Here is a 25,559-nt window from a genome sequence, read left to right as displayed (position 1 = left end):
GCTTTGTCACACTGAGCGGAGTCGGAGTGAAGTCCACAATGCCCGCCAAGAAGCACATTGCATCAAAGCGACTTCCTCCGAATCAGCGTAAACGGATTCTTGATAATCGCCCTTCTATTCTCGGTTATCAACTCCGCTGCAGTCTTTCCCATTTGCTCGTGATCGGTGGAAATGGTTGTGATTCCATCCAGCAGGATCTCTTTTAACGGCGTTTCGTTGTAGGAAATAATGCCAATGTCTTTGCCGATTGTAAGTTGCTGCTCACGGCATTTTTTGATGAGATTAACCAGATCATTTTCTTCAATAACCACATATGCTGTGTCTTTAACAGCAATGCTGTTTTCGTGAAAATCGTACATGATTTCATGTTCGAACTCATGCTGAATGCAAAAAATCCGGAAGCCTTTGATGATTTCTTTGGGATAACGGATAATGGTTGGGAAAATAAGGATCAGCTTTTTGTAGACTTTGAGCAGGTCAACGGCTTCATTTAATGCAGAAACAATGTCCTTTTCGAAGTTCTGGAATACAGACGAATGCTTTTTACTATTCAGTTCAATGTCCTTGTCCAGTAAAATCAGCTTCTCGGGCGGGATCATTTTCAATGTTTCAATCGCCTCTTCTGCCTTTTCGTAGAAATGCGGCATGATTACGTAATAATCGTATTCGCCCAGACTGTTTTTAATCAGGTTTTTAAAAATATTGGCATTAGAATGGTGAATATGAAGATCAACATTCACATTGCGCCCTACATTTTCAACAAATGCATTATAAATCTGTTTTTTATAATTACTTATTTTATTGAAAACCAGCAGGATACGAACCGATGTTTCAATGTCGACACGATTAATAAAGTAACCTTTTCCCCGGACGGAAATCAACACGCCATCTTTAATGAGGTGTTTGTAAGCCTTTTCAACAGTGTCCCGGGAAAGCAGATATTCTTCACTTAACTGATTGATCGAAGGAATTTTATCGCCACGTTTCAGTTTCCCCTTACTAATCGCCTGCAAAAGCGACTTGATGATCTGCATGTATTTTGGCGCACTTTCCTTAAACTCAATGTCAAATTGTATTTCCATCAAAAACAGTGATTATAGGCCCGGTAACAATAAATAAAAACAGCCGAGGAAGAAAACTACTTTCTCCCCCGGCTGTTTATTGCGCTTTCTGCTAATTATCTTGGACCTCTGCTGCTTCTCTCCGAGCCGCCACCGCCACCTCTTGATCCTCTTTCAGAACCTCCCGATGAACGTTCATTAGGAGCGCTGCTTCTTGATTCGGAAGAACCTCTATCCACTGATCCACGTTCCGAACGGCTTTCGCGTTGAGCCGGGGCTTCGTAGGATCCTCTGTCTGACCGGCTTTGTCTTGGCGCAGGCGTTTCATAGGAACGGTTTTCACGTTGCGCAGGAGCTTCATAGGAACCTCTTTCGGACCGGCTTTGTCTTGGTGCCGGCGACTCGTAAGATTCTCTGCTCCGGCCAGGGTTCACCGATTCGTTACTGCGCTCAGATCTATTGCTTCTTTCTGAGCCGTAGTTTGGCACGTTGCGATCTGGCGAACGTTCGGCACGGGTCGGTGCTTCATATTCCCGATTGGTGCGGCTGTTGTTATCGCTACGGTTGGCTCCATATCCCGGGTTTCTGTCATTGCCTCTGCTGCTGCGATCTGATCCTACATCAACGGTTGATCCGCGGCGATTGGATTCATTGATTCTGCTGTTACGTTCATTGGAACCGCGGCTGTTGTCGTATCTGTCGTTACCACGGCTATTTCCGGCCACAACCACTCTTCCCCGGTTACGCATATCAATATCACGAACTGCTACGCTTCTCCTGGTTACGCGTTCGATTTCATCTCGTCTTGGGCCGTAAGCATATGTCCGGTTGTTGTTGTAATAGTAATTATTTATGATCGTCGTTCTGCCGTAATAATGCGAAACGCGGTTGCGCGGAGCACAGTAATCATACCAACGCGGGCTTGAAATGTAACGTTGCGGCACGAAAACCCACCAGAAAGAAGGAAGATTCACCGAAATGTTTACCTGCATTCCCGGGCCCAGCGGTGCCCAGCCATAATAACCTCCACCCGAACGCCAGTTTACCCAAGCCGGCCCCCATTCATAACCTGGGATCCAGAACCAGCCATTATAATCATCAAAAGACCAGCGGCCATAATGAAAAGGCGCCCAGCCCCAGTCGTAATCCGAAACCCAGGTGTTACCATATTCGGTCACTTCCCAGTATCCGGCGGTGGAGTAAGGCTGGAAGCCCTGTGGCGCATCAGGCACCCAAACGGAACCATATTGCGGCGTCCGGACCCACCTTCCGTAAGGGGACAATTCTTCGTAAAATGTTTGAAATGAAATGTTAACCCCGGGCTGAGCCTGCGTCTTGGTGAATGTGGAAACACCGCCAAGCATTAGCAAGATCAGGCCCAGTATCCGAAGTTTTCGCATGATATTCATGGCTATATGGATTAGTTGTTTTTCTTTATTTAATTCGTTTGTAAGACACTGTTTTTTTGTTTTGGTTTAAACGTTACGGAGTGCAGTAATCGGTATAAACGAAACTTCCCGGAACGGTGCAATCGTTTGTGGTTTGATCGGTTCATTGTGCTTGTTTGGTAAATAGTTGATAATTAATGCCTTATTTTATTTTGACAAAAGAATTCGTCAGTTGTTTGCTTGCTCTAAGACATTTGTAAACTACTTTAGCCCTATCTGCCATCATCAACATTAACAACACGTTAACAATATTTTCAGTTAGCCAATGATCAACCCTGAAATTCTCCATAACGAACTTGTCTTCCAAACTGCGCGCAGTGGCGGCAGCGGAGGCCAGAACGTCAATAAAGTTGAAACAAAAGTTGAGTTGAGATTTGACATCAAAAACTCGCAGCAACTTTCCGACGAGCAGAAACAAACATTGACTGATAAACTCGCTAACAAGCTTACTAACGATCAGATACTCGTCCTGTATCATCAGACGGAACGCTCTCAGCTGGCCAATAAAGAAAAGGTTATCAGCAAATTCAATGATCTGATAAAAAAGGCATTTACAGTGCGAAAAAGCCGTAGGGCAACCCGGCCGACCCTTGCTTCAAAATTAGAACGGCTTCAAACGAAGCAACGTAATTCAAGCATTAAATCACTGCGAAAAAAGAGTTTCGAAGATTAATTTATCTGCATTGCCAATTCATCATTTAGCCAATGAATGTGATCACTCCTGCTCAACCAAAAATAAGTGCCGTTCTTACGCTTCCTGTTATCGTTGCCTCGCTCGGTTACTTCGTGGATGTTTATGATCTGCTTTTGTTTAACATTGTTCGTGTTCCAAGCCTCAAAGACCTGGGGTTATCAGAAGAAGAAATATCCCGCATTGGTGCCAACATTTATAACTGGCAGCAGGCCGGACTGTTGATAGGAGGCTTTATGTGGGGTATTTTGGGTGATAAGCTGGGCAGGCGCTCGGTTTTGTTTGGTTCCATATTCACTTATTCACTTGCCAACATTGCCTGCGGTTTTGCTAATAATGTGGAATTATATTCCTTTTTGAGGTTTGTCGCAGGTTTAGGGCTTGCCGGAGAGCTTGGCGCGGGCATCACGCTTATTGCCGAGATTTTACCAAAAGAACTGCGCGGTTACGGTGCGTCCGTTGTGGCCAGTGTAGGTCTGGCCGGCGCGATCGCCGCATTTTTTGCAGTAAAACTTACAGACTGGCGTATTGCTTACTTTATTGGAGGAGGAATGGGCCTTTTATTGCTGGTTTTGCGGATTAATGTGCTGGAATCCATCATTTTTGATAAAAGCATTGAAAAGCGAGGGAATAAGCCTGTGCCCTGGTGGACGATTTTTACGAGCTGGGCGCGCTTTGTGCGCTATATCCGCTGCATGGGCATTGGATTGCCTACTTATATGGTGATTGGAATTTATTCAACTTTCGGAAACGAATTCGCAAAAGCGCTTGGCATAGCGGCCGACGTACAAGCAGCATCGTGTGTGCTTTACACCTACATTGGCGTCGTGACCGGCGACTTTTTTAGTGGAATTTTGAGTCAATGGCTGCGATCCAGGCGTAAAGCCATCTTGCTTATGATGTCCATGACGCTTGGTGGCGTCATATGGCTGCTTTATGGTGGCATTCAATCTTCTGCTGCGCTATATGCCTGCTATGTATGGCTTGGGTTTTCAATTGGCTACATTGCCATGTTCCTGACCACAACGGCTGAGCAGTTTGGAACAAACCTGCGTGCAACAGTCACCACTTCGGTCGCTAACAATGTAAGGGCAACGGTGCTGATCACATTACCTCTTTTCCAACTTTTGAAGCCTGGCTGGGGAGTTTTAAATTCCGGTGCAATCGTGGGAGCAATATGCTTCTCGCTCGCCCTGTTGTCCTTATGGAAGATGGAAGAAACTTACGGCAAGGAGCTGGATTATGAAGAAGCCTGATTCCGGATGCTCCTAATCGGCTTTTTGTGAAAATATAAGCTGATCCGGCCGCGGGTAATCGATCAGTTTTGAAAAATCAACTTTCCAAAAATCCAGGTCCAGAAGATGGTTTTGATTGTCCTTGGTGAGCGTTATAACGACCGGCGTCCCATCAGTATCCACGTATTCCGCTTGGATCAGATCACCATCGTAGGCGTCCACTTTGCCTCCCAAACTAATGCTGCCCATTTTTCCACCCTCGTATTCGTCCACTTGCTCGGTGATCGGGTAATCCTGGGGATCGAGGTTTAATTTGGAAAGCAGGAAATGGATCAGGTCAATTTCATTCTGCCTTATGGGCCTGATATTACTCATGAGTCCGCTTTTGAAATGCTGTTTCCCTTGTTTCGCAGCTGCTCCGCCTTTTTTCCGACAAACCAGAAAGACAGCGCAAGAATGGCGAAGAAAATGCCTTTGTTGGTTCTGTCCCAGAAATATTCAAAATATCTTGTATAAATATTTACAAGAAAGAATACCAGCCCCAAATCCCGTAATGTATCCAGTTTATTCTGGAATGCATAAACGAGCAGCAATGCCAGCATAATGGAAAAACCCAGGGCCCAATACCAGAAATAGCTCTGCTTAATGGCCGTCCAGCCACTCAGATCATCATAATTTCCAAATATAGAGAGCGTCCAGGCTGCCAGTAAAAAGAGGAACAGTCCAATGGAATAGGTGGTGTCTTGAAAAAAAGGCAACAGTTTAAGCCTCTGCAAAGCGATAGAAAACAGCCAGATAGCAAGTCCGAAAACGGTCATCCGCAGTGGATAATTCATTCCCAGGAAACGGTAACTGCCGCCTGACCAAAAGTGGGTTTGAGCGCCCCACCAACCGGCCAGAGAAATGATCATTACCGTCCAGAGCAATGTAGAGCGAAGAAAAACCGCCGCACTGCCGTAAACAATCGTTGCTATCAATAGAGGAATAGCATAATTTCCTTCAAAATTCGTAAAACTGCGCGTCCAGTAAGTGATCGCAACGCCGATCGTCAGGATGATGGTAATGTTATAGGTTTCGTTGCTTGCTTTTGACGCGGGATATTTGGCTTGTCTTCTTTTTGCGAGATAAACAAATAAGGCCGCCAATGCAGTAAATCCAATCCCGAAAATGGTTTCGGAAAACCCCCACTTATTACGCAACTGTTCAAGCCATTTTTCATCGAGAACCAATGCACCAAATGCCAGTAACCCACAGGAAACCGCGGAAATCAATGCGTAAACGGCAATTGCATCCACATTGGCATTCCGCAATTGATAACTATTCTTCAAGTCCTCAGCCAGTTCCCCCGAAATTTTGTTGCTGTCCTGCCAATACTGAATAGCTCTATTAACAGTCTCCGCCTCTTTCTTATCTAATTCCATTAATGTCCAGCGTTGATGAATGCAATTGCGGCTCAGCTGTAACTAGCCCGTTTATTAATTAAAAGCCTCAATTTTATCATTAAAAATAACGACCAATTTGTATTCCTCACTTAATGCCAAAACTTCTTCCCAGATCCTCGATACCAGCATATGAAAATTCTTCATTGACATGTTGCCGGTTCGGAAATGTATAATTCTTGGAGGAGGGAAGGTTATGAGGATGCGATTGGAAAAATCAGCGTCTTTTGAAATAATGGTCATCTGCATTTTTTTCGCATTTGCCCAGATGTCCGAATCAACAGCGGTTCTTTCAATGTCCAGCTGATGAACGTATTTTTCGTTATTCCAAAGAGAAAAGTAATAGGGCAAATTTACGTCAATCAGATACTTAGGCGACATGCTTAATCTCTTTGATGAAATAATTTCGGTTCATCATTTCAATAGCAAACTGATAACAAGCGTCAATATCTTCACTTTCAAGGCTTGGATATTGATATAGTAACTCCTCCCGACTTGTGCCAGCGAACAAGAATTCCAAAACGGTCTGCACAGTAATTCTCATCCCGCGTATTACAGGCCGACCGTTGCATATATCCGGATTTACGGCTATTCTCTCCGTCAGGTAAGTTGTCATCACATTTACTTTTTTGCAAAGATAAGTATATAAATCGTCAAGGTCCGAATCGCCCGCGACCCGGACCTTTGATGATTATTTGCCGCTTTTTAATCCGGATAAAAACTCAACCACATCCCTGATCTCTCTTTTGGACATGATAGTGCCCATGGGTGGCATGCTGGACGGAACGTTTTCGCGTTTGGCGATCCGGGCTGTTGCGATTTTTAATGGTTCGGCTTCTGATGTTTTTAAAACCAGTTCATGATCATTTTCCTGCGCGAGGATTCCCGCAGCGGATGTGCCATCTTTCAAAGTAAGCATCACCATTCCGAATCCTGGGGAAAGTCTTGCACTTGGCTCAATCAGCGCTTGCAATATTTGCTCTCTCGACAGCACATTGCCTATATTGGAAAGGTTAGGCCCAACTTCGCCGCCCTGACCTCCGATGGAATGGCAGCGCACACATTCAGCTGCCGAATTTGTCATAAAATATCTGCGACCTAATTGCGCATTTCCACCGAAAAGTGCATCCTGATAATCAGTAACGGTCATCCCGGTTGTTCTTAATGGCGCCAGCTTGGCAATCAGCGTACTTGATTTGGTTGAATCTACTGCTTCTGAGAGATCCAGCGCAAGGCTCTGCGGCAGTTTTTTATCAGTCATTTTGCCGATCAGATCTTCAAAAATTCCTTCTGTTTTAGCAACTGGAATGGTTCCCAGCACGCGCAACATTTGTTGTTGCTCTCTGACACTTCCTTTTTCAAAAATACTCTTAGAAATGTCAGTCAATGCTTCCTTGGACATATTCACGCTTCCTGCCATTCCTAATGCTGCCGTACGAACATCGGCATCGGTGTCAGTCATTCCGAGTTTCATGGCGGTTTCCATGTCTGCATATTTCAGGTCATTAAGCGCCACGAGCATAGCTGTCCGCACTTTCGGGTTTTTATGAGTGCTCAGGATTTTAGCCAAAGCAGCGTTGTTTTCTGACATACCCAGGTTTGTAACCATCTGAGCCGCTGCGATCAAAGTTTCAGCATCGTCATCATTCAACAGCTCAGCAACAACAGGCTGCACTTTAGATTTAACAAGTGCCGGGTCGCGCTCTACAACACCTCTGTAACGGCCATCCACGCGATCCATCACGGACGGACTTGCCCACGTTCCCAATGCTGCTAATGCCTCCGTGCGGACGCCCTTTTCGACATCCTTCCGTTGTGCAAAAGCAATAAGATTATCCAATTGATCATTCGTTCCAACGCGCAGGGACGCATTGATGGCCCTTCTTAATAAGGGCTCCGAAGTGAACTTTTTGTCCTTCAAAAGCGCCGCTAATGCCGGCAGGGAAGCAGGAATTGAAAGGTCGTCATTGATCGCACGCGCTGCTTCTGTCACAATGTATTCGTCTTTATCTTGCAAGAACAAACTCACTTTTTCACTGCGTAACCTTCTCAATACGAGTACTGCCGCAGTTCTAAGGGACTTTTCAGGACTCGATGATAATGCTACGATCGGCTCTACTTCACCAATGCGTGACAACGCAAGCACAGCAGCGTGCCTCAGGTAAACATCCTCATCATTGTTGGTTTTAATCATGCTGATAAGGGGCGCCACTGCCTGTTTGTCGGCAATGCGACCAAGCGCCTGTGCGCCAAAGAACTGCATTCTCGGATTCTTAGATGAAAGCATCGGGATCAGCATTGGTCCCGCCTCGGCAATTTTCGCGTCGCCTAGCACCTTTGCAGCTTGAACAGAAATTTCTTCGTCCGAATCTTTCAGTAAGGTCATCAGGACATTCGCGTAGGATTTGTCCTGGCGTGCCAATTGGCCCATTCCCCAGATGCCATGAATTCGTTCCAGTTGATTGCCTGTTTGTGCAATTGCTTTGCTCAAAACGGCTGCGCCTTTTGCTCCGCGCGTTGCCAGTTCAAACTGCGCTTTCTGGCGGATGCGCATATCCTGGTTCCCGAGCAGGGATAACAGCATTTCATCCGTTTGCTTTGCGTAATCCAGCTGCATAAGGCGTTTTGTGATCGCCCGTACGTCTTTTAGGTCATTTTTATCATCGGAAACATCCAGTTTCCAGACTCTTCCGTAATTTTTTGTATCCCAGCCATTGATCCAGTCGGCCACATACAATGCGCCATCCGGCCCGAAGCGAATGCCTGTTGGCAGGATTCCGTTCAAAATATTTTTCTCACCATCCAGAACAAATGAAGCGCCTTTTGGCTTTAAACCAAATGCCCAGATCGGTGAACGAGCGGGGTTACCAACAAATTCAACCAGGAAAAATTTGTTTTTCCAAGCCGATCCCAATGCTGTTCCGGGATTGTATTGCATGCCGGTAGGGCCATTGTGGAAATTCTGAATCGGCGGGATAATGTATGCCGCCTGACCGTCCCAGCGTGGTTTGTAAAGTTTTTCATCCATCCAGACTTTATAGGAATTGTTCTTTGGATCGGTATATTTTCCATATTGCCAGTTGGATCTCCAACCTGCATCTGAACCTTCCACGACGTGCACAAGTCTTTCGCTTTCTCCTGGGTGGTCACCATCATTATCTGAACTGATGAGGTTTCCGTACTCGTCAAAAACAAATTCGTGCGTATTTCTCAAACCATGCGCAAAAACCTCAAAATCGCTTCCATCAGGATTGGAGCGGGCGATGATGCCGGAATTCGGATGCTCATGTTTTACGCCTTCCGCTGTTGTAATGTTGGCGCCAATGTCCCCGATGTTCCAGTAAATCTTGCCATCCGGGCCTTCGATCGGGTTTGACATACCATGTCCGCCAAAACCAATGTGAACCCCGTAGCCGTGGCTAATGGATGTTTTCTGATCCAAAACCCCATCGCCGTTTGTATCTTTCAATCTCCACAAATCAGGTGCAATGGCAACAAATGCATCGTGCGCACGGATAAGCACACCGCCCGCTACGTCTGAAACTTCTTCAAAAAAGTCGTCCAGAATTCGCATCGAAACATCCGCTATGCCATCATTGTCCGTGTCTTCAATGCGCCAAACTTCGTCCTTTTCAACAGCAAGGTCCTTCCAGTCGTGGCTTCCATCACCGTTAAGGTCTTTAAGCCAGCTGTTTTCTTTGCTTTTTTCAGGAGCAAAAGTGCTGCGCAGAAATGCCCGGCGCTCTTCCACAGTCTGCAAAGCAATAGAAGCTGTCATCCAGTTGCGGTGGCCACGAATGTCAAATTCTGAATTTTTCTGTCGGTTTGTCCGGTTCAGGTAAACCCTCCCCATATCATCCACCGAAATAGCCACCGGATCCGGTGCCAGCGAATCGGAGGCCCAAAGGTCTAGTTTGAGGCCGTCTGCCAGTTTTACAACGGTTTTGTTACGAATTTCTTTGGCCCTTGCTTTGCCGGTTGCAGCGTCTTCTTTAATAACAACCGCCGTACTGTTGGTTTTCGAAGTAGCGCCCGTCTTAGAGCTCGTCGGGGACATTTTCATACAAGAAACCACCACAACAGCAGTGACAGCAAGAAGAATTAACGGTTTTTGTAAATGTTTTTTGGGGATCATTGAGTTAAGGCTTAATCATTTAAATTGTAGATAGGGCTGTATGCTTATGCAGTTTGCAACCCTTGTTTGCGGTTAGGCAAAAAATGCCTGATATCAGATCGGTTTACTTTCTTCTCGGCATGCCAAAGCTCATAATCACGTTGAAGTTTCAGCCAAAATTCCGGGGGCGATCCAAAAGCCTCCGAAAGTCGGACGGCCATCTCTGATGTAATACCCTGATGTTCGTTCAAAATATTTGAAAGCGTTTTAGACGCAATCCCTAAACCTTCCGCCACCTGCCGAATGGTCAGATCTTGGCCTGTTTCTTCTTTAATTCCCTCAATAACATCCCTGATCATCGAACCAGGATGCGGAGGCATCATTCCCCTCATTACCATATATATTTTACTTAATGATAGTCTATGTAATCAACATCAAAAGTGTCAACATTAAACCGAAAAGTGATTCTGTAATTTCCATTAACCTTTATTGACCAATGGTTCTTCAAATCGCCTTTCAATTGGTGAAGACCCCAACCTACGATATTTACTTCCTCGATTGAATGAGCTTCGTCCAATCGATAAAGAATTCTTCTAATTTTTTCAATGTGGTGTGGTTGCAACTTGGATGGATCATTGTTTTCAAAAAATAATCTCAATCCCTTATGCTTAAAGCTTTTGATCATCGTGTTTCAAATGTAATACATAACACGATGTTGTACATCAAAACAATTCTAACTGACCATTGAGGCCTTTCGGCTTTTTTGCTTTGCCCATCACGGTTCTTCCTTCGTATTTCCAGGAATTGTTTCGTTCTTCTTCGATAATGTCATTAAAACGATTATTAGGTTGGAAATCTTTTTCGAGCTGGATGGACACTTTTGATAGATTTTTAAGCGCTTCCAATTTATCATTTTCACCTAGCTTAGCCTTTTGAATGGCTTTATCCAGAGTCATAATGGATTCGTCGTAAACAGTGATCGGCACAGGGAACGGATGTCCGTCCTTGCCGCCGTGTGCAAACGAAAACCGTGCCGGATCTGAAAAACGGGATGGTGTGCCATGAATAATTTCACTAACCAATGTAAGCGATTGCACTGTCCGGGGCCCAACGCCTTCCAAAAGCAACAGCGACTCCATATCATTCACCGGGTTGTCATGCGCCAGCGCCAGCACCGCCCCTAACCGTTTTAAATTCACATCTTCGGCACGCACATCATGGTGTCCGGGCATGACGAGGCGGCCAACTTCCCGCATAATTTTGTCCGGATTTTCCTTTGTAAGTTCCAGAATACCAGTCCGTGTGGGCGCTGCATCTTTGTCTGTCAAATTTAAGATCTTGCCTTGATTTTCTCCGTAAATGAAAGAATGTGGCTCCTCAACAAAGGATTTAATTTCAGGAGAATGCCAATGGTAACGTCTGGCCATTCTGCTGTCTGTGTTCATGCCTTGCTGAACCACCGTCCAGTTGCCTTCTTTGGAAAGAACAAATGAATGCAGATACAATTGAAAACCGTCCTGAATTGCGGTGCTGTCGATTTTCGCCGATAAGCGGCTGTTATGCACCAAAAGCTGGCCGTCCAAACCGGTTTTTTCAGCAATTGCCAACAATTCAGCAGGAGTTTGTCTCGAATACTTTCCGCGACCTCCACAAATGTAAATGCCTAATTCGGCGGATTTTCTGTTCACCGCATTTTTCAATGCGCCCATTACCGAAGTTGTAATGCCTGAGGAATGCCAGTCCATGCCCAAAACGCAACCTAACGACTGGAACCAGAACGGATCGCTCATTTTCTGTAAAAATGCATCGCGGCCGTATTCGATGACAATCGATTCCACAATGGCGCCTCCCAGCGCGCTCATGCGCTGGGCCAACCAAACGGGCACTTTTCCGTAATGCAAAGGCAGATCTGCGTGGCCACTTTTCATAGTTAGGTGTAAGTTACAAAAAAACCAAACCCGGCGTAAAGTCGGCACCGGTATGCGCTTCCGTTATTAATTGGAATAATTTTTTCATAACATGCATTGCATTACCCTTTTTGTTCCAAAAACACATTTTGAATGGCTATCCAGGTTTTAATCACATTAGTACTCGTCTTGTTAAATGGTTTTTTTGTAGCGGCAGAGTTTGCTATCGTGAAAATCCGGGCTTCACAATTGGAGCAAAAAGCGCAGGAGGGAAATGCGATGGCCATTTTGTCTAAAAAAATTGTTGCTAATCTCGACGGATATCTTGCTGCTACGCAATTTGGAATAACGCTTGCAAGCCTTGGTTTGGGTTGGATAGGCGAGCCGGTTGTTTCTAAACTACTGATCGGCGGAATGGAGTTGGTGGGCATTTCACTGGATCCCGAACTCGCGCATCAGATAGCATTACCCACTGCCTTTGCCATTATAACCATTCTGCACATCGTTTTTGGCGAGCTGGCACCCAAATCCATCGCGATACAACGTCCCGAAGCGACCACCTTGTTCTTATCTTATCCGTTGCACGGCTTTTACCTTGTTTTCCGACCTGTTGTCTGGATGTTAAATGGCATTGCCAATTTTATCCTGAAAGGCGTAGGCATCACACCCTCGCACGGAAGCGAAGTGCATAGCAGTGACGAATTGCGCTATCTGGTTCAGCAGCAAAAAGATAGCGGAATGATCGAAGCCGCGGACTATGACCTTATCAAAAATGCATTTAACTTTTCAGAAAGGATTGCGAAACAAATTATGATCCCGAGGCCACAGGTTTTTGGCATTGATATCAATGATTTTAACGAGGCAAAACTGGAAAAGGTCATTGAGGAAGGCTATTCCAGAATCCCGGTTTATGAAGATACTTTGGATCAAATTGTAGGCGTGCTGCATTTGAAGGACTTGCTTTTGAAAATGCGTCAGGGCAAAGAAATCGTGCTTACGGAACTGATAAGGCCTATTTCAACAGTTCATGAGTCCAAGCCAATTGGTGCCTTACTCCGCGATTTCCAGCTGAACAGGCAGCAAATGGCCGTAATCATCGATGAATACGGCGGGGTCGACGGCATTGTGACAATGGAGGATATTTTGGAAGAATTGGTGGGTGAAATCCAGGACGAATATGATAATGAGATCCCCATTGTGAAGAATGAAAGCGACAATACATATACAGTGCTAGGTTCCGCGTCGATCACAGATATTAATGATAAGCTTCCGCACGATATTTCAAAGGAAAGCGATTACGAAACATTGGCTGGTTATCTGATCTACAAATTTGGCAGAATTCCGGCGGTAGGAGAGAAGTTTAAAACAAAGCATTTTGAATTCACAATCCTGAAAAAGCAGCGCGCCACCATCTCACAGGTGAAAATCACAGTTTTTGACTCATAAGGCAGTTTTCCTTAGCTATTTAAGGTTCAGTTTCAATGTTAATGTCTGCTGATTACGCAAGACTTCTACATCCATTTGCCCCGTCCAGTTGATTTGCTGACGGATGGCTTCGAGTCGAACAACATTGTCTGTTTTCTCTTTGTTAGCACTGATAATTACGTCGTTACTTTGCAATCCGCTTTTTGCTAAAATGTTATCTGACGGAACATTCACAATGACAACGCCTTTTTCATCCGGCAACCCAAATGCAGAGCGGTCTCCAAGGCCTCGTACATTCCTTATTTTTACACCCAGCCAGGTCATTTCCTGCATGTCTTTCTCCAAAGCAGCATTCAGTAAAACAGGATAGGAAACCTTTCGCGCTATTTTCTTAAATGCTTCTTTTTGTACACCAAATTGATCCATAGGGAAATTTTTAAATCCCAGGACGAATGCCGGACTTTCAGATTTTACCTGATAATTGCCGTTTTTAGGATCCATAAAAATCGCGTCGCCAAAACTGCTATGCGCGTCTGTTTTGTTCGCCTGAGCGTTTTTCAGGTCATTTTCATTGGGGAAAAGATTGTAGTCAATTTTTTTGCCCCAATCTTTAACAAGGATTGGAAAATAAGGCCGCATCAGGATATTTTTCCTGAAAATGTCACCGCTGTTTTTAAACCAAACATGCGGATGAAAGCTGTTATTGAGGAAGATATTGTTTTCGGCAATGCGCTGAAACCCTTCCCGGAATTTTAATCCGCCGCTCATAAATACATTGTTATAAATATGATAATTGCTGCTGCCATCGTCCAGGTCCACATCCCAGCCATGGTCGCATCGAAAACGGTTGTTGCGAATGATTACCGTTTTTTGCGCATCCAGCAGAATAAGTTCGGGATGCGAAACAACAATGCTATCCATGGTTTTGCGGTCGGGGTGCCAGAAACGATCGCGTCCCCAGGAATTAAATGCGCCATGGTCGCCGGTTTCCAGCACCGTTTCGAACACGTCATTATGCTCGATGATATGCCCTCCCCAGGCTCCGTCGCCAATATTTATCCCGGCACGCGGCACCTGATAAATGGTGTTATGACTCACAAGGATTTCCGAAGCCATTTCAATTTGCACACCGGTGCACTGTTTTTCTGTTTTTCCAATGTTATGGATCAGATTATCCTCAGCAAAGCATTTGAGGGGATACTTATTATTCTTAGGCCCGGGTGTGCGATCTATTTTCGAGAGGGGAATAAAGTTTTCATATCCAATGGCGGCCGAGCGAACGGCTGAGGAATCGCCTATGAAGCATATGGCGCTGGATCCAATGTTGTAAATATGCGATCCGGTTACACCTGAACCAACATTATAGCCGCTGATCATCACCGCATTCCCTCCCAGATTTGTGAATTCGGAATCCTTTACCACGCAGTTTTCCGAGTTCTCCATCAGCACGGCCCCACCCCGGTAGATCATCCAATCACTTCGCAATAATGGCTCGTAATGTTCCATAAATGTGCGTTCCGTATGTTCAAACCGAACATTGCTAATTATTACGTTCTTGACTGGCTGCTTGTCGGTTCCAACCAGTTCAATGATGTGTTTAAGGTTAGAGACTTCAATGTCAGCAGTGTTAATGTTCAGGTTTTGAGGAGGATATAAATAGAGTAATTGTGATTTTTTATCCAAAAACCATTCACCGGGGGCATCCAGATCTGTAAAAACGTTTTCCACAAACCGATGCTGTAAATGCAATGTCGATGGCCGGTTATTCTGCCAGCCGCCTTCCAGATCGGCCTCTCCGTTTTTAATCCCCTTGATCCGGTAATGAAAACTTCCCCACTCAGACTTATGCAATGCATGCACATAAGCACCTGCCATATCGCCTGACTTCGCAATTCTCGCTGGTGAAAGTGCATCTTCGGCGGTTCCGTTGAAAACGCGGGCTGTCGAATCGAAATTGGGATAGCGTGCCATCGGCAACTGTTTGCCATTGATAAAAAGCATTTCGAAATGATTGCCCGAGACTTTGGCTTTTAAAATATTTTGGTTGTGCTTTTCCCACTTCAATGCTAATTTTCTTCCTGCGCTTAATGTTACGGGTTCATTTTTGTAAGCTTCAATATTGAGCGATTTCCCGTTTAGCGACTCAGGATCTATTTTCAGAGGCTTATTCAGATAATAAATGCCGCGGCGGAGAAAAATGGTAACCTTGGATTGGCTTACCCGTTTTATTTTGGCGATGGCAGCGAATGGCGTTTTCAACGGCGCCTGCAATGTGCCTGCATTTGCATCATTTCCGGCAGGCGACACGTACAGATTTTGCGCGTGACTATCTGCAACCAATGTTATCAAATTGAACAAAAGGAGACCGAGGATCCGATAATGCATTGATGCGGCTATATTTATGGAATGACTGACTTCAAATTAAGACTTAAATTCTATGAAATGTCCTTATTCGATCATCATTTTAATGGTGGCGGGCTTTAACCAGCTCGTTTTCGCTCAGAAGAAAGAGAAAGGTTCTTTCCCTACTTACGACCAAATAAGAGGGAATAAGTCTGAGATTTACGATTTTGTAGCCCCTCAAAGCATTCAGGTTAACCCAACCTCGGCAGTTCCCGAAACAGGTAAATACACGCTTATCAAACGCAGCATTGTCACTGAGCATGGATTTGACGTTTTTGGTTATCCCAAAGACAGCGTTACTTATATTTTGAACGGAAGAAAGGAAAAAGACGCGCAACGCGCAGAGAAGGAAATCAGGACTAAGAGTAAGAACATTACCGATATTTCTATCGGGGCAGTTGATAGTAAGGGGAGGCGCGTGATTCGGATTGACTATGAGCAGGCGCCGCAGCACTGAATGAATGTAGGGAGTTTACTGGCCTTGTCAGCCTGAGCGGACCGCCCGGCGGTCCGGTCCGCTCAGGCTGACAAGGCCAGTAAACTCCCTACTTATTCAAAATATCAATCAAAAACTGCCTGAAAGGCTCTGCGAACTCTTTTCTTTTCAAAGCAAATTCAACCGTCGTTTTCAGATAATCCAGTTTGTCACCAATGTCGTGGCGTTTGCCTTCGATGTGGTGGGCGTAGATGTTTTCGCGTTTTAAAAGCAGCAATAACGAGTCGGTTAGTTGAATTTCGTTGTTTTTGCCTTTTGGTGTTTGCTCGATCGTGTTAAAAATTTCAGGCGTTAGAATGTAACGTCCGGCAATTGCCAGATTGGAAGGTGCAAGATCGATGGCTGGTTTTTCAATCAGTGTACTAAGCTCCAATATCGTATCACTTAATGACGTGCCGCCTACAATTCCGTAGCGGTTTACTTTGTTTGCAGGCACTTCCTCAACCGCGATAACGGAGCCGCCATATTGCTCGTAAGTGTCCATTAACTGCTGCGTAACCGGGATTACAGAATCCATAATGGTGTCGCCCAGCAGCACTGCAAATGGTTCATTACCAACGTGATGGCGTGCGTAGTAAATGGCATCGCCCAATCCGTTAGCTTCTTTCTGACGTACAAAATGCACATTGGCCATGTCGGCCAGGCGGCGCATTTCGTTGAACCACATTAAATCTTCTTTCTCTTCCAAACGGCTTTCCAGTTCAACATTGCGGTCGAAATGGTCTTCAATGGCACGTTTTCCTTTTCCTGAAATGATCAAAATGTCTTCAATTCCCGAATCAACTGCTTCCTGCACCACATATTGGATCGTAGGAATGTCGATAATGGGAAGCATTTCTTTGGGCATCGATTTGGTTGCGGGAAGAAACCGCGTTCCAAGTCCGGCAGCAGGAATTACAGCTTTACGAATCATAAGTTGGCTTTCGGCCGTCAGCTTTCGGCTTTCGGTTTATAAGTGTTTGTAAATAAATATTTTAAGGCAGTATGACAGCGAAAATTTACACAACAAATGGCCTGATAACCCGCGCGTTGTGTTTTTTTAGCTCCACAAAAAGCTGGTTCAGCATATCATCGTCGTGATAAATGCCAATGATCGTTCCGCCGGATCCCGCAAATTTTGCAGATGCGCCGCATGATCGGGCTGCGTTAATCAGTCTTTTATTGGATTCGGGCACATTGTAAATTTTACAGCGCAAGTCGAAATTCTCATTCATCAACTGGTGCAGATCATGCGCGCGGCCTTCCAAAAGTGCTTCGCGGCCATCAGCCGCTTTTTTCGCAATCTGGCCCAAAACGTCAATCACATCGGTTTCGCCGCGATCAAAACGCGTCCGGACATCACTATGTACTTTCCCTGACACTTTACTGAGGTTGGTGTTATATGCAACATAAAGCTTAGGCAACAGCGCCGGGTTAATGCGCTCGTACATTCCATAACCCTGATTATCAATTAGTTTTTTATCGAAATCCATATAGACACAGCCTTCGTAACATTGTATAACCCGATCCTGCAAACCGGCAGTAATGCCCAGTTCTTCAGTTTCGGTTACCATGACAAGCTGCGGAAGGATTTCAATGGGAATTTCAACCTTATAAAACTGCATAAGCGCCCTGAAAAGCGCAACCACGATCGCGCTTGAACCCGACATTCCTACCTGACGTGGGATCGAAGAGCGGTAACGAACGGTGAAATTGCGGTTAGGAAGCCGGATCCCGTTGTCTTCACAGTAGTCGCCGAATTTTTTAATGCCGGCTTTGATCAAAGGAATCCCGCCGTTGTAACCCAGCATGCTAACCGTGTCCCGCAAGTGGAAAATGCTGCGAAATGTGCTTTCATCCTGCGGCTCCGATTCAATGTGGAGTTCGGGAGATTCATATAATGAAATGGAAGCGCCAAAATTTCTGACAGAAATGGAAATTGTTTTGCCAAAAAAACCATCAGAAGGATTGCCAAGCAGCCCGGCCCGGGCGTATGCACGTGTTTCAATTATCAAGGTGAAAATCTTTTTTGGTCAAAAGTAATAACTTAATGACGATACAAAGCGATTTTGCCCTGATATGCTGACAATTATTCAAAAACGACCGGGCACAAAAAAAGCGGGACGATTCAACGCCCACGCTTCACTGAGACTGGTTTACTGATATATCTTATTGTTTTACAACCTGAATATTAGCGATCAATTTCACGTCGTCGCCTACAACCACGCCGCCTGCTTCGGTAACAGCGCTCCATTCAAGACCAAATTCTTTACGGTTGATTTTACCCGTAATTTCAAAACCTGATTTGTTGTTTCCGTAAAAGTCGGTCATGTTACCACCGTATTCGACAGCAAATTCAATTGCTTTGGTCACATCTTTCACGGTCAGGTCGCCTTGCAAAGTGTAGCTTTCGTCTCCTTTTTTAACTAATGTTCCTTTAATAGTAAGCTTAGGATGTTTCGCCGCGTCAAAGAAATCACCTGATTTCAAGTGCTCATCGCGCTGTGCCTGATTTGTATCTATACTGGTAACGTCTGCTGAAAACTGAACAGTTGCACCGTCAAAATCCTCAGTTTCTGTTTTTACTGAACCTTCGAAAGATTTGAAAGAACCTGTAACAGTTGAAATTACCAAATGTTTCACTTTGAACTGAACCTCTGAATGTGTCGGGTCAATAACCCATGTTGTAGTAGCCATGATCTATAAATATTTAATGTTTTTACATTTAATGTATATACATGTATTATTAAAAATTAGTTTCAAATTGGTTAAAAAAAATCCCGGATATTTTCTGTCCGGGATTTTTTTTAACCAATTGTTATGTCTGCAAAATGTCACTTTGGCATCTCGAAAATCTTGGGATCTATTTTTGGATTAACTTCCAGTGAGCTGATTTTTAATACCATAGTTGTTCCCGGCATGGCGGTTGTGGAAACTTCCGACGTGTAAGGATAAGTTACGCCATCAACCTGGCGGAAATCGGATTGCGTATTTTCAGATTTCACCTCCTGTCCATTGATCGTGGTCTGAACGATCATTTTGAGAATGTAAAATGTGTCTTTTGAAATATAATTAATCCGCTTGGTGCCATTTTTCAAAGCCATAGACACTTTGTAAACTTTTGCACCAGCTAAATCCTCCTCGCCATCAAGGGTTAGGGCATAACCCTTTTGCTTGTAATTATATAAGCCGGTTAAGTCCGTTTCAGTAGCCATGGCTTTTACCGATTCTTCGGGTAACGCCGTTGCCGTGGTTTGTCCGGCCATCGGATTAATGGTCCAGCCTGTATTGCCGCTGATCGCCTGCACAACGGTCATGCCTTGCACCGTCGTTTCACTGCGAAAACCCTTGTCCTGCACTATGATAGTGCTGATGGGCACTTTCATATTCATCACCTCCATGTCGGCTGTGATTTTCAGACTTTGCAATTTGGATAATTTGTCCGCACCGCCCATTGCTTTGATATGTTTGTCAATGATTTCGTCCACATTCTGAGCGGCAGCAAAATGTATAACTCCCAGGAGAAATATGGCGACCAGTGATCTGAATAAGATTGATTTCTGCATGAAATGTTCGTTTGTTTTAATTTGAACTCCCGCGGAGCTTCGATATTGTGAATATGGCAAGATTTGAAACAAAAACGGGCAGATAAATCAATATCCGCCCGTTTTAATAAAGATATTTCTTAACCCTGTTAGTTCTTCAAAGCTTCTGCTCCGCCAACAATTTCAAGAATTTCAGTTGTAATCGCAGCCTGACGCGTACGGTTGTAGACTAATTTCAGTTCTTTCAAAAGCTCCTGAGCATTTTCGGTTGCCTTATCCATCGCAGTCATACGAGCGCCTTGTTCGGATGCATTGGATTCCAGAACAGAGCGATAAAGCTGGATTTTCAATGATTTTGGAATTAACTCAGCAAGAATTTCTTCCTCAGTCGGTTCGAAAATATAGTTAACCTCAGCTGTTTTTGTTCTTGTTGTCTTATCCTCTGCTGTAATCGGCAAGAAACGATCTGTGTGGATGATCTGGGTTGCTACGTTTTTAAATTCATTGTAAACCAAATCAACAGCATCGTACTGACCGTCTGAAAACGCTTTCATGATTTCTTCCGCAGCCTGTTTAACAGCCACGAAATTCAATCTCCCAAAAAGGTCCATGTAGTTTTTATTCACTACGAAACCTCTTTTTGCGAGAGATTCTGCACCTTTTTTTCCGATTGCAAAAATCTCGACATTTCCTCTGGCAGCTTGCGCAGCATATTTCTGCTCAATCAACAGCAATGTTGCTTTCACAATATTGGTGTTGAAAGCACCACACAATCCACGGTCAGAAGTTACAACCACGATAAGCACCTTTTCAATCGGACGAACCGTTTTCAAGGGGCTATCCACCGCACTTTCTGCACCTGAAGAAACAGTTGTAAGCATTTCACCGAGCTTCTGGGCGTAAGGTCTCATTTGCATGATGTTATCCTGTGCCCTGCGCAACTTTGCAGCCGCAACCATTTTCATGGCTTTGGTGATTTGCTGTGTGGAATTAACGGATACGATCCGGTTACGGACTTCTTTTAAGCTCGCCATAATGTTTAACGATATTTTACAGCAACTTCACGCGCAACTTTATCAATCACGTCGGTTACACTGTTATCCAGTTTTCCTGCACGCAAGGCCAATAAAGTGTCTTTATGCTGAGCGCTCAAAACAGTAAGGAAATCTTTTTCAAATTCCTTCACCCGGTTAACGTCAACTAAGTCAAGCAAACCTTTTGTAGAAGCATAAACCGTTGCCACTTGTTGCTCAACAGGAACCGGTGCGTATTGAGGTTGTTTCAAAACTTCCTGGTTACGGCGACCTCTGTCAATCGCAAGTTTCGTAGCCGCATCAAGGTCAGAACCGAATTTTGCAAACGCTTCCAATTCACGGAATTGCGCCTGATCCAGTTTCAATGTTCCTGAAACCTTCTTCATCGACTTGATCTGTGCATTACCACCCACACGTGATACCGAAATACCCACGTTGATGGCTGGACGGATACCAGAGTTAAACAAGTTAGACTCCAAGAAGATCTGACCGTCGGTAATAGAAATTACGTTTGTCGGAATATATGCTGAAACGTCTCCCGCTTGTGTTTCGATAATTGGGAGAGCAGTTAACGAACCACCACCTTTAACAATTCCTTTCAATGAAGGAGGAAGGTCGTTCATGTTTCTTGCAATTGTATCATCCGCGATGATTTTCGCTGCACGCTCCAAAAGGCGGCTATGCAGATAAAATACGTCACCTGGATAAGCTTCACGTCCCGGAGGGCGGCGAAGAAGCAGGGACACTTCACGATATGAAACCGCTTGCTTCGAAAGGTCATCATAGATAACCAAAGCAGGACGGCCTGTATCACGGAAGAATTCACCAATCGCTGCACCTGTAAATGGCGCATAAAATTGCATTGGTGAAGGATCCGATGCTCCGGCAGCAACGATAACTGTATAATCCATTGCTCCGTAGCGACGAAGTGTAGCTTCAATCCCTTTGATGGTTGATGCTTTTTGTCCGCAGGCTACATAAATACAGAATACAGGTTCGCCTTTGTCGAAATATTCTTTTTGATTGATAATCGTATCAATAGCAACTGCCGTCTTACCAGTCTGGCGGTCACCGATGATCAATTCCCGCTGGCCACGGCCGATGGGGATCATTGCGTCGATTGCCTTGATACCAGTTTGAAGAGGCTCAGTTACAGGCTGACGGAAGATAACCCCTGGCGCTTTACGCTCAAGTGGCATTTCATAAAGGTCACCTGTCAACGGACCGTTTCCGTCGATTGGTTCAGCGAGTGTATTTACAACGCGGCCTATAATTCCGTCTCCAACCTTTACAGAAGCAATTTCTTTTGTACGCTTCACGGTGGCTCCTTCCTTGATGTCGCTAAAATCACCCAGCAACACGGCTCCGACGTTGTCTTCCTCGAGGTTAAGCGCGAGGGCTTTAAGGCCGTTCTCGAAAACAAGCAGCTCACCTGCCTGCACCTGGGAAAGGCCATAAATGCGGGCAACACCGTCGCCAACCTGAAGGACTGTTCCTACTTCTTCGAGTTCTGCTTCTGATTTAGCTCCTGCAAGTTGTTCGCGCAGGATGGCCGAAACTTCATCCGGTCTAACAGATACCATAGTATAATTGACTTATTGAAAGTATAGTAGTAAGTTTTTGAAAACTGCCGCAAAGGTAGCGTTTTATTTTGGTATAAAAAGAATGTTTGGAGTAAAACCTGTCACTAAAAATTAGATTTTTCCAAGGCATTTCGATTACCTGCTTCACGGGAAAAGAATTTGCCGTTCATCCCTCATAATTAACATTTTTAAAACTTTTTTAGGTACTATTTGTGTTTTTGTTGTAATTGAGTTCGTTAATAACACTTATAAATCGAATTTCAATTTAATTGACCATTCTCCAATCGTAATGTACAAATTAGAAAAAACCATTTTAGCAGCCTTCGTTTTAGCAGTTTTGGTAACAACAGGAAGCACAGCACAGACTATCAAAAAGACAACAAAACCGGCAGCAGCAGTTAAGAAGGCGCCGGGCACACCAGTAAAAGCAGCAGCAACCCCTGCCGTACTCAAAAATCAGATGGATTCTTTGTCGGCGGCGATCGGTGTAAGCTTCTCAAATTCATTAAGTTCACAAGGAATCACGGATATTAATACAGAAGTTTTGACAAAAACCATCAATGCTTCGCTTAAAGGTGGAAAAACGGCCTTTACGCCAGAGGATGCCAACAAATTTATAGGGGAATATTTTCAAAAAATAACTGAAGAAAAAGGGGCCGTGTTTAGAGTCGAAGGAGAAAAATTTCTAGCAGAAAATAAGAAAAAAGAGGGGGTTACTACTACTGAAAGTGGCCTTCAATATCAGGTTATTAAAACAGGGGATGGTCCTAAGCCTACCGCCACAGATAAAGTGAAGACCCATTATCATGGGACATTAACCAATGGAACGGTTTTTGACAGTTCGGTGGATCGAGGCGAGCCTGTAGAGTTTCCGGTTAACGGTGTGATTAAAGGGTGGACAGAGGCGCTACAGCTTATGCCCGTTGGTTCGAAATGGAAATTATTCATTCCTTACCAGCTTGCATATGGAGAGCGTGCAGCAGGCCCTCAGATCCCGGCTTATTCAGCGCTGGTATTTGAGGTTGAATTATTAGAAATTGTTAAATAGCAAACGTTCAACAATGAAAAAGTACTTAATCACGCTTATTCCGGTAGTATTACTGGGCTGGCAGAAGGGGCCTGTTCAGGAAAAAGCGGCTTTAACACCAGCCGCAGAGGTGTCAATGGATGAGGATATCAAGCCTATTCCTGCTCAGTTTAAAGCTGAGGAGCTGACGACCCGTATTCTTTCGAGTTATCACTACAGAAAGACCAGGCTCAGCGATTCGCTATCACAGGCGATCTTTGATAAGTACGTTGACGCAATAGATCATGGCAAACTTTACTACCTGGCCAGCGATCTTAAAGATTTTGAACAATACAAAAATTCATTTGATGACTATCTCCAGAAGAGAGAACTGGACGTGCCTTTTAGCATGTACAATGTTTTCAGAAAACGCTACAAGGAGAGAAGTGACTACATTCAGGCGTTGCTGAAAGAGCCAAAACCATTTGACTTTACAGCAGACGAATCCATGAACACAGACCGCGAGAAAGCTACCTGGGCTAAAACTACGGATGAGCTGAATGATACATGGCGGAAATATTTGAAAAGTGAAGCCCTTGATCTGAAACTTTCTGGAAAAGCGGATACGGCGGTTGTGACTATGTTGAAAGACCGTTACAAAAACCGTGATCGCGCGTTAGGCCGCATTCGTACGGAACAGGTTTTTCAAATGTATATGAATGCCTATGCAGAGTCTATGGACCCGCATACGAGCTATATGGCACCAACTTCGGCAGACCGTTTCAAGCAGGAAATGAGCCAGTCCCTGGAGGGGATCGGAGCATTGCTTCGCGAGGAAGATAATTATATCAAAATTGTGGAAGTAATCCCTGGCGGACCTGCATTTAAAGGAAAGCAACTTAAAAAGGAAGATAAGATCATTGCCGTAGCCCAAGGTGACGAAGGCAAAATGGTTGATATCGTTGGCTGGTTTGTTGACGACGCTGTGAAGTTGATCAAAGGCCCAAAATCAACGGTTGTTCGTTTGCAGATCATTTCGGCAGATGCGCTTCCAGGGACACCTCCAAAAGAATACAGATTGGTGCGTGAAAAAATTAAGCTGGAAGAGCAGCGTGCGAAAAGCGAGATCGTTTCTGTAAACAATGCTAATAAGGAATACAAGGTCGGTGTAATTGACATTCCACTTTTCTACCGCGATTTCGAAGGTGCTCAGCATAAGGAAAAGGAGTTTTCAAGCACAACACGCGACGTCCAAAAGCTTATTACTGAGCTGCAAGCTTCTAATGTGGACGGAATCGTGATCGACTTACGAAACAATGGCGGTGGTTCTTTGACCGAAGCAGTTTCGCTAACAGGTTTGTTCATTAACAAAGGACCGGTTGTACAGGTTAAGGAAGGCCAGGGAGAAGTTGAAGTGCAGTCTGACAATGATCCAGCCGTTGCTTATGATGGCCCAATGGCTGTTATGGTAAATCGTTTCAGCGCTTCTGCATCAGAGATTTTTGCAGCAGCCATTCAGGATTACAAACGTGGTATTATTGTAGGGGAGCAGACATACGGGAAAGGAACCGTTCAAACATTGATTGACCTGAACCAATGGGTGCCAAAAGAGACGGATCAGTTGGGACAAGTGAAACTAACTGTTGCTAAATTCTACAGAATAAACGGAAGCAGCACGCAGTTAAAAGGTGTAATGCCTGATCTGGAATTGCCAACCGCATTTAAAGTAAATGAATATGGAGAAGGTTCTCAACCAAGCGCATTACCCTGGGATCAAATTGCTTCTTCGCGCTATGAGCCAACCAACAACATTAACGCGAAAGTTGTTGACCAGCTTAAAAGCAAATACAACCAGCGTTTGAAAACTGATGAAGAATTGAAAACATTGGTTAAAACACTTGATGAGTTCAAAGTGGCGCGTGAAAACAAAATGGTCTCTTTGCAAGAGTCAAAACGCAAAATAGAACGTGACGAAGCTGAGAAGAAAAGATTGGCTATGAAGCAACTGGGAGAAGATAATGCAGATGGTGATGATGAGGAAGAAGACGGCAAAGCTGTTGAAGCCCCAAAAGAGGTTAAGAAAAAGAAAGATATCTATTTGACTGAAACCAGCCGCATGCTAGCCGATTTGATCGTGATCTCGAAAGAGCCAAGCTTGGCGGGAACTAAGAAGAAGTAGTTTTAATAATCATA

The 25,559-nt window shown here is 44.5% G+C and carries 23 protein-coding genes; 6 read left to right on the top strand and 17 right to left on the bottom strand.

All coding sequences use genetic code 11. From position 1 onward, the window contains the following. Positions 1–62 precede the first annotated feature (62 nt). Both B5X68_RS06465 and B5X68_RS06460 read right to left on the bottom strand, forming a co-directional pair. Entirely contained in the window at positions 63–1,082 is a 1,020-nt protein-coding gene (locus B5X68_RS06465; protein ID WP_082213781.1) for a GntR family transcriptional regulator, read from the bottom strand. A gap of 95 nt (positions 1,083–1,177) precedes the next feature. Next, positions 1,178–2,461, bottom strand: a complete 1,284-nt coding sequence (locus B5X68_RS06460) for a DUF6600 domain-containing protein (protein ID WP_229208304.1) — start codon at positions 2,459–2,461, stop codon at positions 1,178–1,180. A 313-nt stretch (positions 2,462–2,774) separates the two neighbouring features. On the opposite strand from B5X68_RS06460, the gene arfB reads away from it, so the two are divergent. Together arfB and B5X68_RS06450 are read left to right on the top strand one after the other, a co-directional pair. Further along, positions 2,775–3,182: an alternative ribosome rescue aminoacyl-tRNA hydrolase ArfB gene (gene arfB / locus B5X68_RS06455; protein ID WP_082213779.1), complete on the top strand. Its 408-nt coding sequence runs from the start codon at positions 2,775–2,777 to the stop codon at positions 3,180–3,182. Between the two features lie 32 nt (positions 3,183–3,214). After that, positions 3,215–4,456 carry an MFS transporter gene (locus B5X68_RS06450; protein ID WP_082213778.1) on the top strand — a complete coding sequence of 414 codons (1,242 nt, stop codon included), beginning with the start codon at positions 3,215–3,217 and terminating at the stop codon, positions 4,454–4,456. 12 nt (positions 4,457–4,468) lie between these two features. On the opposite strand, the gene B5X68_RS06445 is transcribed toward B5X68_RS06450, so the two are convergent. The 8 genes from B5X68_RS06445 to B5X68_RS06410 form a co-directional block, all read right to left on the bottom strand. Continuing rightward, positions 4,469–4,810 (bottom strand): DUF6984 family protein, encoded by a 342-nt coding sequence (locus B5X68_RS06445; protein WP_082213777.1) that lies wholly within the window; start codon positions 4,808–4,810, stop codon positions 4,469–4,471. Next, positions 4,807–5,856: a hypothetical protein gene (locus tag B5X68_RS06440; RefSeq protein WP_082213776.1), complete on the bottom strand. Its 1,050-nt coding sequence runs from the start codon at positions 5,854–5,856 to the stop codon at positions 4,807–4,809. The genes B5X68_RS06445 and B5X68_RS06440 overlap by 4 nt, the downstream gene beginning before the upstream one ends. 54 nt (positions 5,857–5,910) lie before the next feature. After that, on the bottom strand, positions 5,911–6,255 hold the full coding sequence (locus B5X68_RS06435) for a DUF5615 family PIN-like protein (RefSeq protein WP_082213775.1): 345 nt from the start codon (positions 6,253–6,255) through the stop codon (positions 5,911–5,913). Continuing rightward, positions 6,245–6,490, bottom strand: coding sequence for a DUF433 domain-containing protein (locus B5X68_RS06430; protein ID WP_082213774.1), 246 nt, complete (start codon positions 6,488–6,490; stop codon positions 6,245–6,247). Before B5X68_RS06430 ends, B5X68_RS06435 begins: the two co-directional genes overlap by 11 nt. 75 nt (positions 6,491–6,565) lie before the next feature. Beyond that, positions 6,566–10,009 (bottom strand): HEAT repeat domain-containing protein, encoded by a 3,444-nt coding sequence (locus tag B5X68_RS06425; RefSeq protein WP_082213773.1) that lies wholly within the window; start codon positions 10,007–10,009, stop codon positions 6,566–6,568. 44 nt (positions 10,010–10,053) lie between these two features. After that, positions 10,054–10,380 (bottom strand): HigA family addiction module antitoxin, encoded by a 327-nt coding sequence (locus B5X68_RS06420; protein ID WP_310588614.1) that lies wholly within the window; start codon positions 10,378–10,380, stop codon positions 10,054–10,056. Positions 10,381–10,397: 17 nt separating this feature from the next. Further along, on the bottom strand, positions 10,398–10,673 hold the full coding sequence (locus B5X68_RS06415) for a type II toxin-antitoxin system RelE/ParE family toxin (protein ID WP_082213771.1): 276 nt from the start codon (positions 10,671–10,673) through the stop codon (positions 10,398–10,400). A gap of 37 nt (positions 10,674–10,710) precedes the next feature. Beyond that, positions 10,711–11,916, bottom strand: a complete 1,206-nt coding sequence (locus B5X68_RS06410; protein ID WP_082213770.1) for a DUF763 domain-containing protein — start codon at positions 11,914–11,916, stop codon at positions 10,711–10,713. A gap of 132 nt (positions 11,917–12,048) precedes the next feature. On the opposite strand from B5X68_RS06410, the gene B5X68_RS06405 reads away from it, so the two are divergent. Further along, positions 12,049–13,341 (top strand): hemolysin family protein, encoded by a 1,293-nt coding sequence (locus tag B5X68_RS06405; protein WP_082213769.1) that lies wholly within the window; start codon positions 12,049–12,051, stop codon positions 13,339–13,341. A gap of 15 nt (positions 13,342–13,356) precedes the next feature. Here the strand turns inward: B5X68_RS06405 and B5X68_RS06400 are convergent, their stop codons facing one another. Continuing rightward, positions 13,357–15,705 (bottom strand): PDZ domain-containing protein, encoded by a 2,349-nt coding sequence (locus B5X68_RS06400; RefSeq protein ID WP_082213768.1) that lies wholly within the window; start codon positions 15,703–15,705, stop codon positions 13,357–13,359. A gap of 52 nt (positions 15,706–15,757) precedes the next feature. On the opposite strand from B5X68_RS06400, the gene B5X68_RS06395 reads away from it, so the two are divergent. Further along, on the top strand, positions 15,758–16,180 hold the full coding sequence (locus tag B5X68_RS06395) for a hypothetical protein (protein ID WP_082213767.1): 423 nt from the start codon (positions 15,758–15,760) through the stop codon (positions 16,178–16,180). A gap of 88 nt (positions 16,181–16,268) precedes the next feature. Here B5X68_RS06395 and galU read toward each other — a convergent pair whose 3' ends face one another. The 6 genes from galU to atpA all read right to left on the bottom strand — a co-directional run bounded on the left by galU (position 16,269) and on the right by atpA (position 22,360). Beyond that, positions 16,269–17,132, bottom strand: coding sequence for a UTP--glucose-1-phosphate uridylyltransferase GalU (galU, locus tag B5X68_RS06390; RefSeq protein WP_082213766.1), 864 nt, complete (start codon positions 17,130–17,132; stop codon positions 16,269–16,271). 85 nt (positions 17,133–17,217) lie between these two features. Continuing rightward, on the bottom strand, positions 17,218–18,213 hold the full coding sequence (locus B5X68_RS06385) for a mevalonate kinase family protein (RefSeq protein WP_082213765.1): 996 nt from the start codon (positions 18,211–18,213) through the stop codon (positions 17,218–17,220). A gap of 154 nt (positions 18,214–18,367) precedes the next feature. Next, on the bottom strand, positions 18,368–18,895 hold the full coding sequence (locus B5X68_RS06380) for a YceI family protein (protein ID WP_082213764.1): 528 nt from the start codon (positions 18,893–18,895) through the stop codon (positions 18,368–18,370). 137 nt (positions 18,896–19,032) lie between these two features. Continuing rightward, positions 19,033–19,764: an outer membrane lipoprotein-sorting protein gene (locus B5X68_RS06375; RefSeq protein ID WP_082213763.1), complete on the bottom strand. Its 732-nt coding sequence runs from the start codon at positions 19,762–19,764 to the stop codon at positions 19,033–19,035. Between the two features lie 128 nt (positions 19,765–19,892). Beyond that, the gene (gene atpG / locus B5X68_RS06370; RefSeq protein WP_082213762.1) at positions 19,893–20,777 is read right to left on the bottom strand and encodes an ATP synthase F1 subunit gamma; all 885 of its coding nucleotides are present in this window, start codon (positions 20,775–20,777) and stop codon (positions 19,893–19,895) included. Between the two features lie 5 nt (positions 20,778–20,782). Then, positions 20,783–22,360, bottom strand: coding sequence for a F0F1 ATP synthase subunit alpha (gene atpA, locus B5X68_RS06365; protein WP_082213761.1), 1,578 nt, complete (start codon positions 22,358–22,360; stop codon positions 20,783–20,785). Positions 22,361–22,649: 289 nt separating this feature from the next. Between atpA and bamJ the strand changes: the two genes are divergently transcribed. Both bamJ and B5X68_RS06355 read left to right on the top strand, forming a co-directional pair. Then, on the top strand, positions 22,650–23,408 hold the full coding sequence (gene bamJ, locus B5X68_RS06360) for a BamJ family beta-barrel-assembly machinery protein (protein WP_082213760.1): 759 nt from the start codon (positions 22,650–22,652) through the stop codon (positions 23,406–23,408). Between the two features lie 13 nt (positions 23,409–23,421). Then, positions 23,422–25,545 (top strand): carboxy terminal-processing peptidase, encoded by a 2,124-nt coding sequence (locus B5X68_RS06355; RefSeq protein WP_082213759.1) that lies wholly within the window; start codon positions 23,422–23,424, stop codon positions 25,543–25,545. Positions 25,546–25,559: the final 14 nt, after the last annotated feature.

This window comes from Dyadobacter psychrophilus (assembly GCF_900167945.1).
In the GTDB taxonomy this organism is placed as follows: Bacteria; Bacteroidota; Bacteroidia; order Cytophagales; family Spirosomataceae; genus Dyadobacter; species Dyadobacter psychrophilus.
The sequence above is the reverse complement of the archived record's forward strand: the minus strand, read 5'-3'. Positions and strand labels throughout refer to the sequence as shown.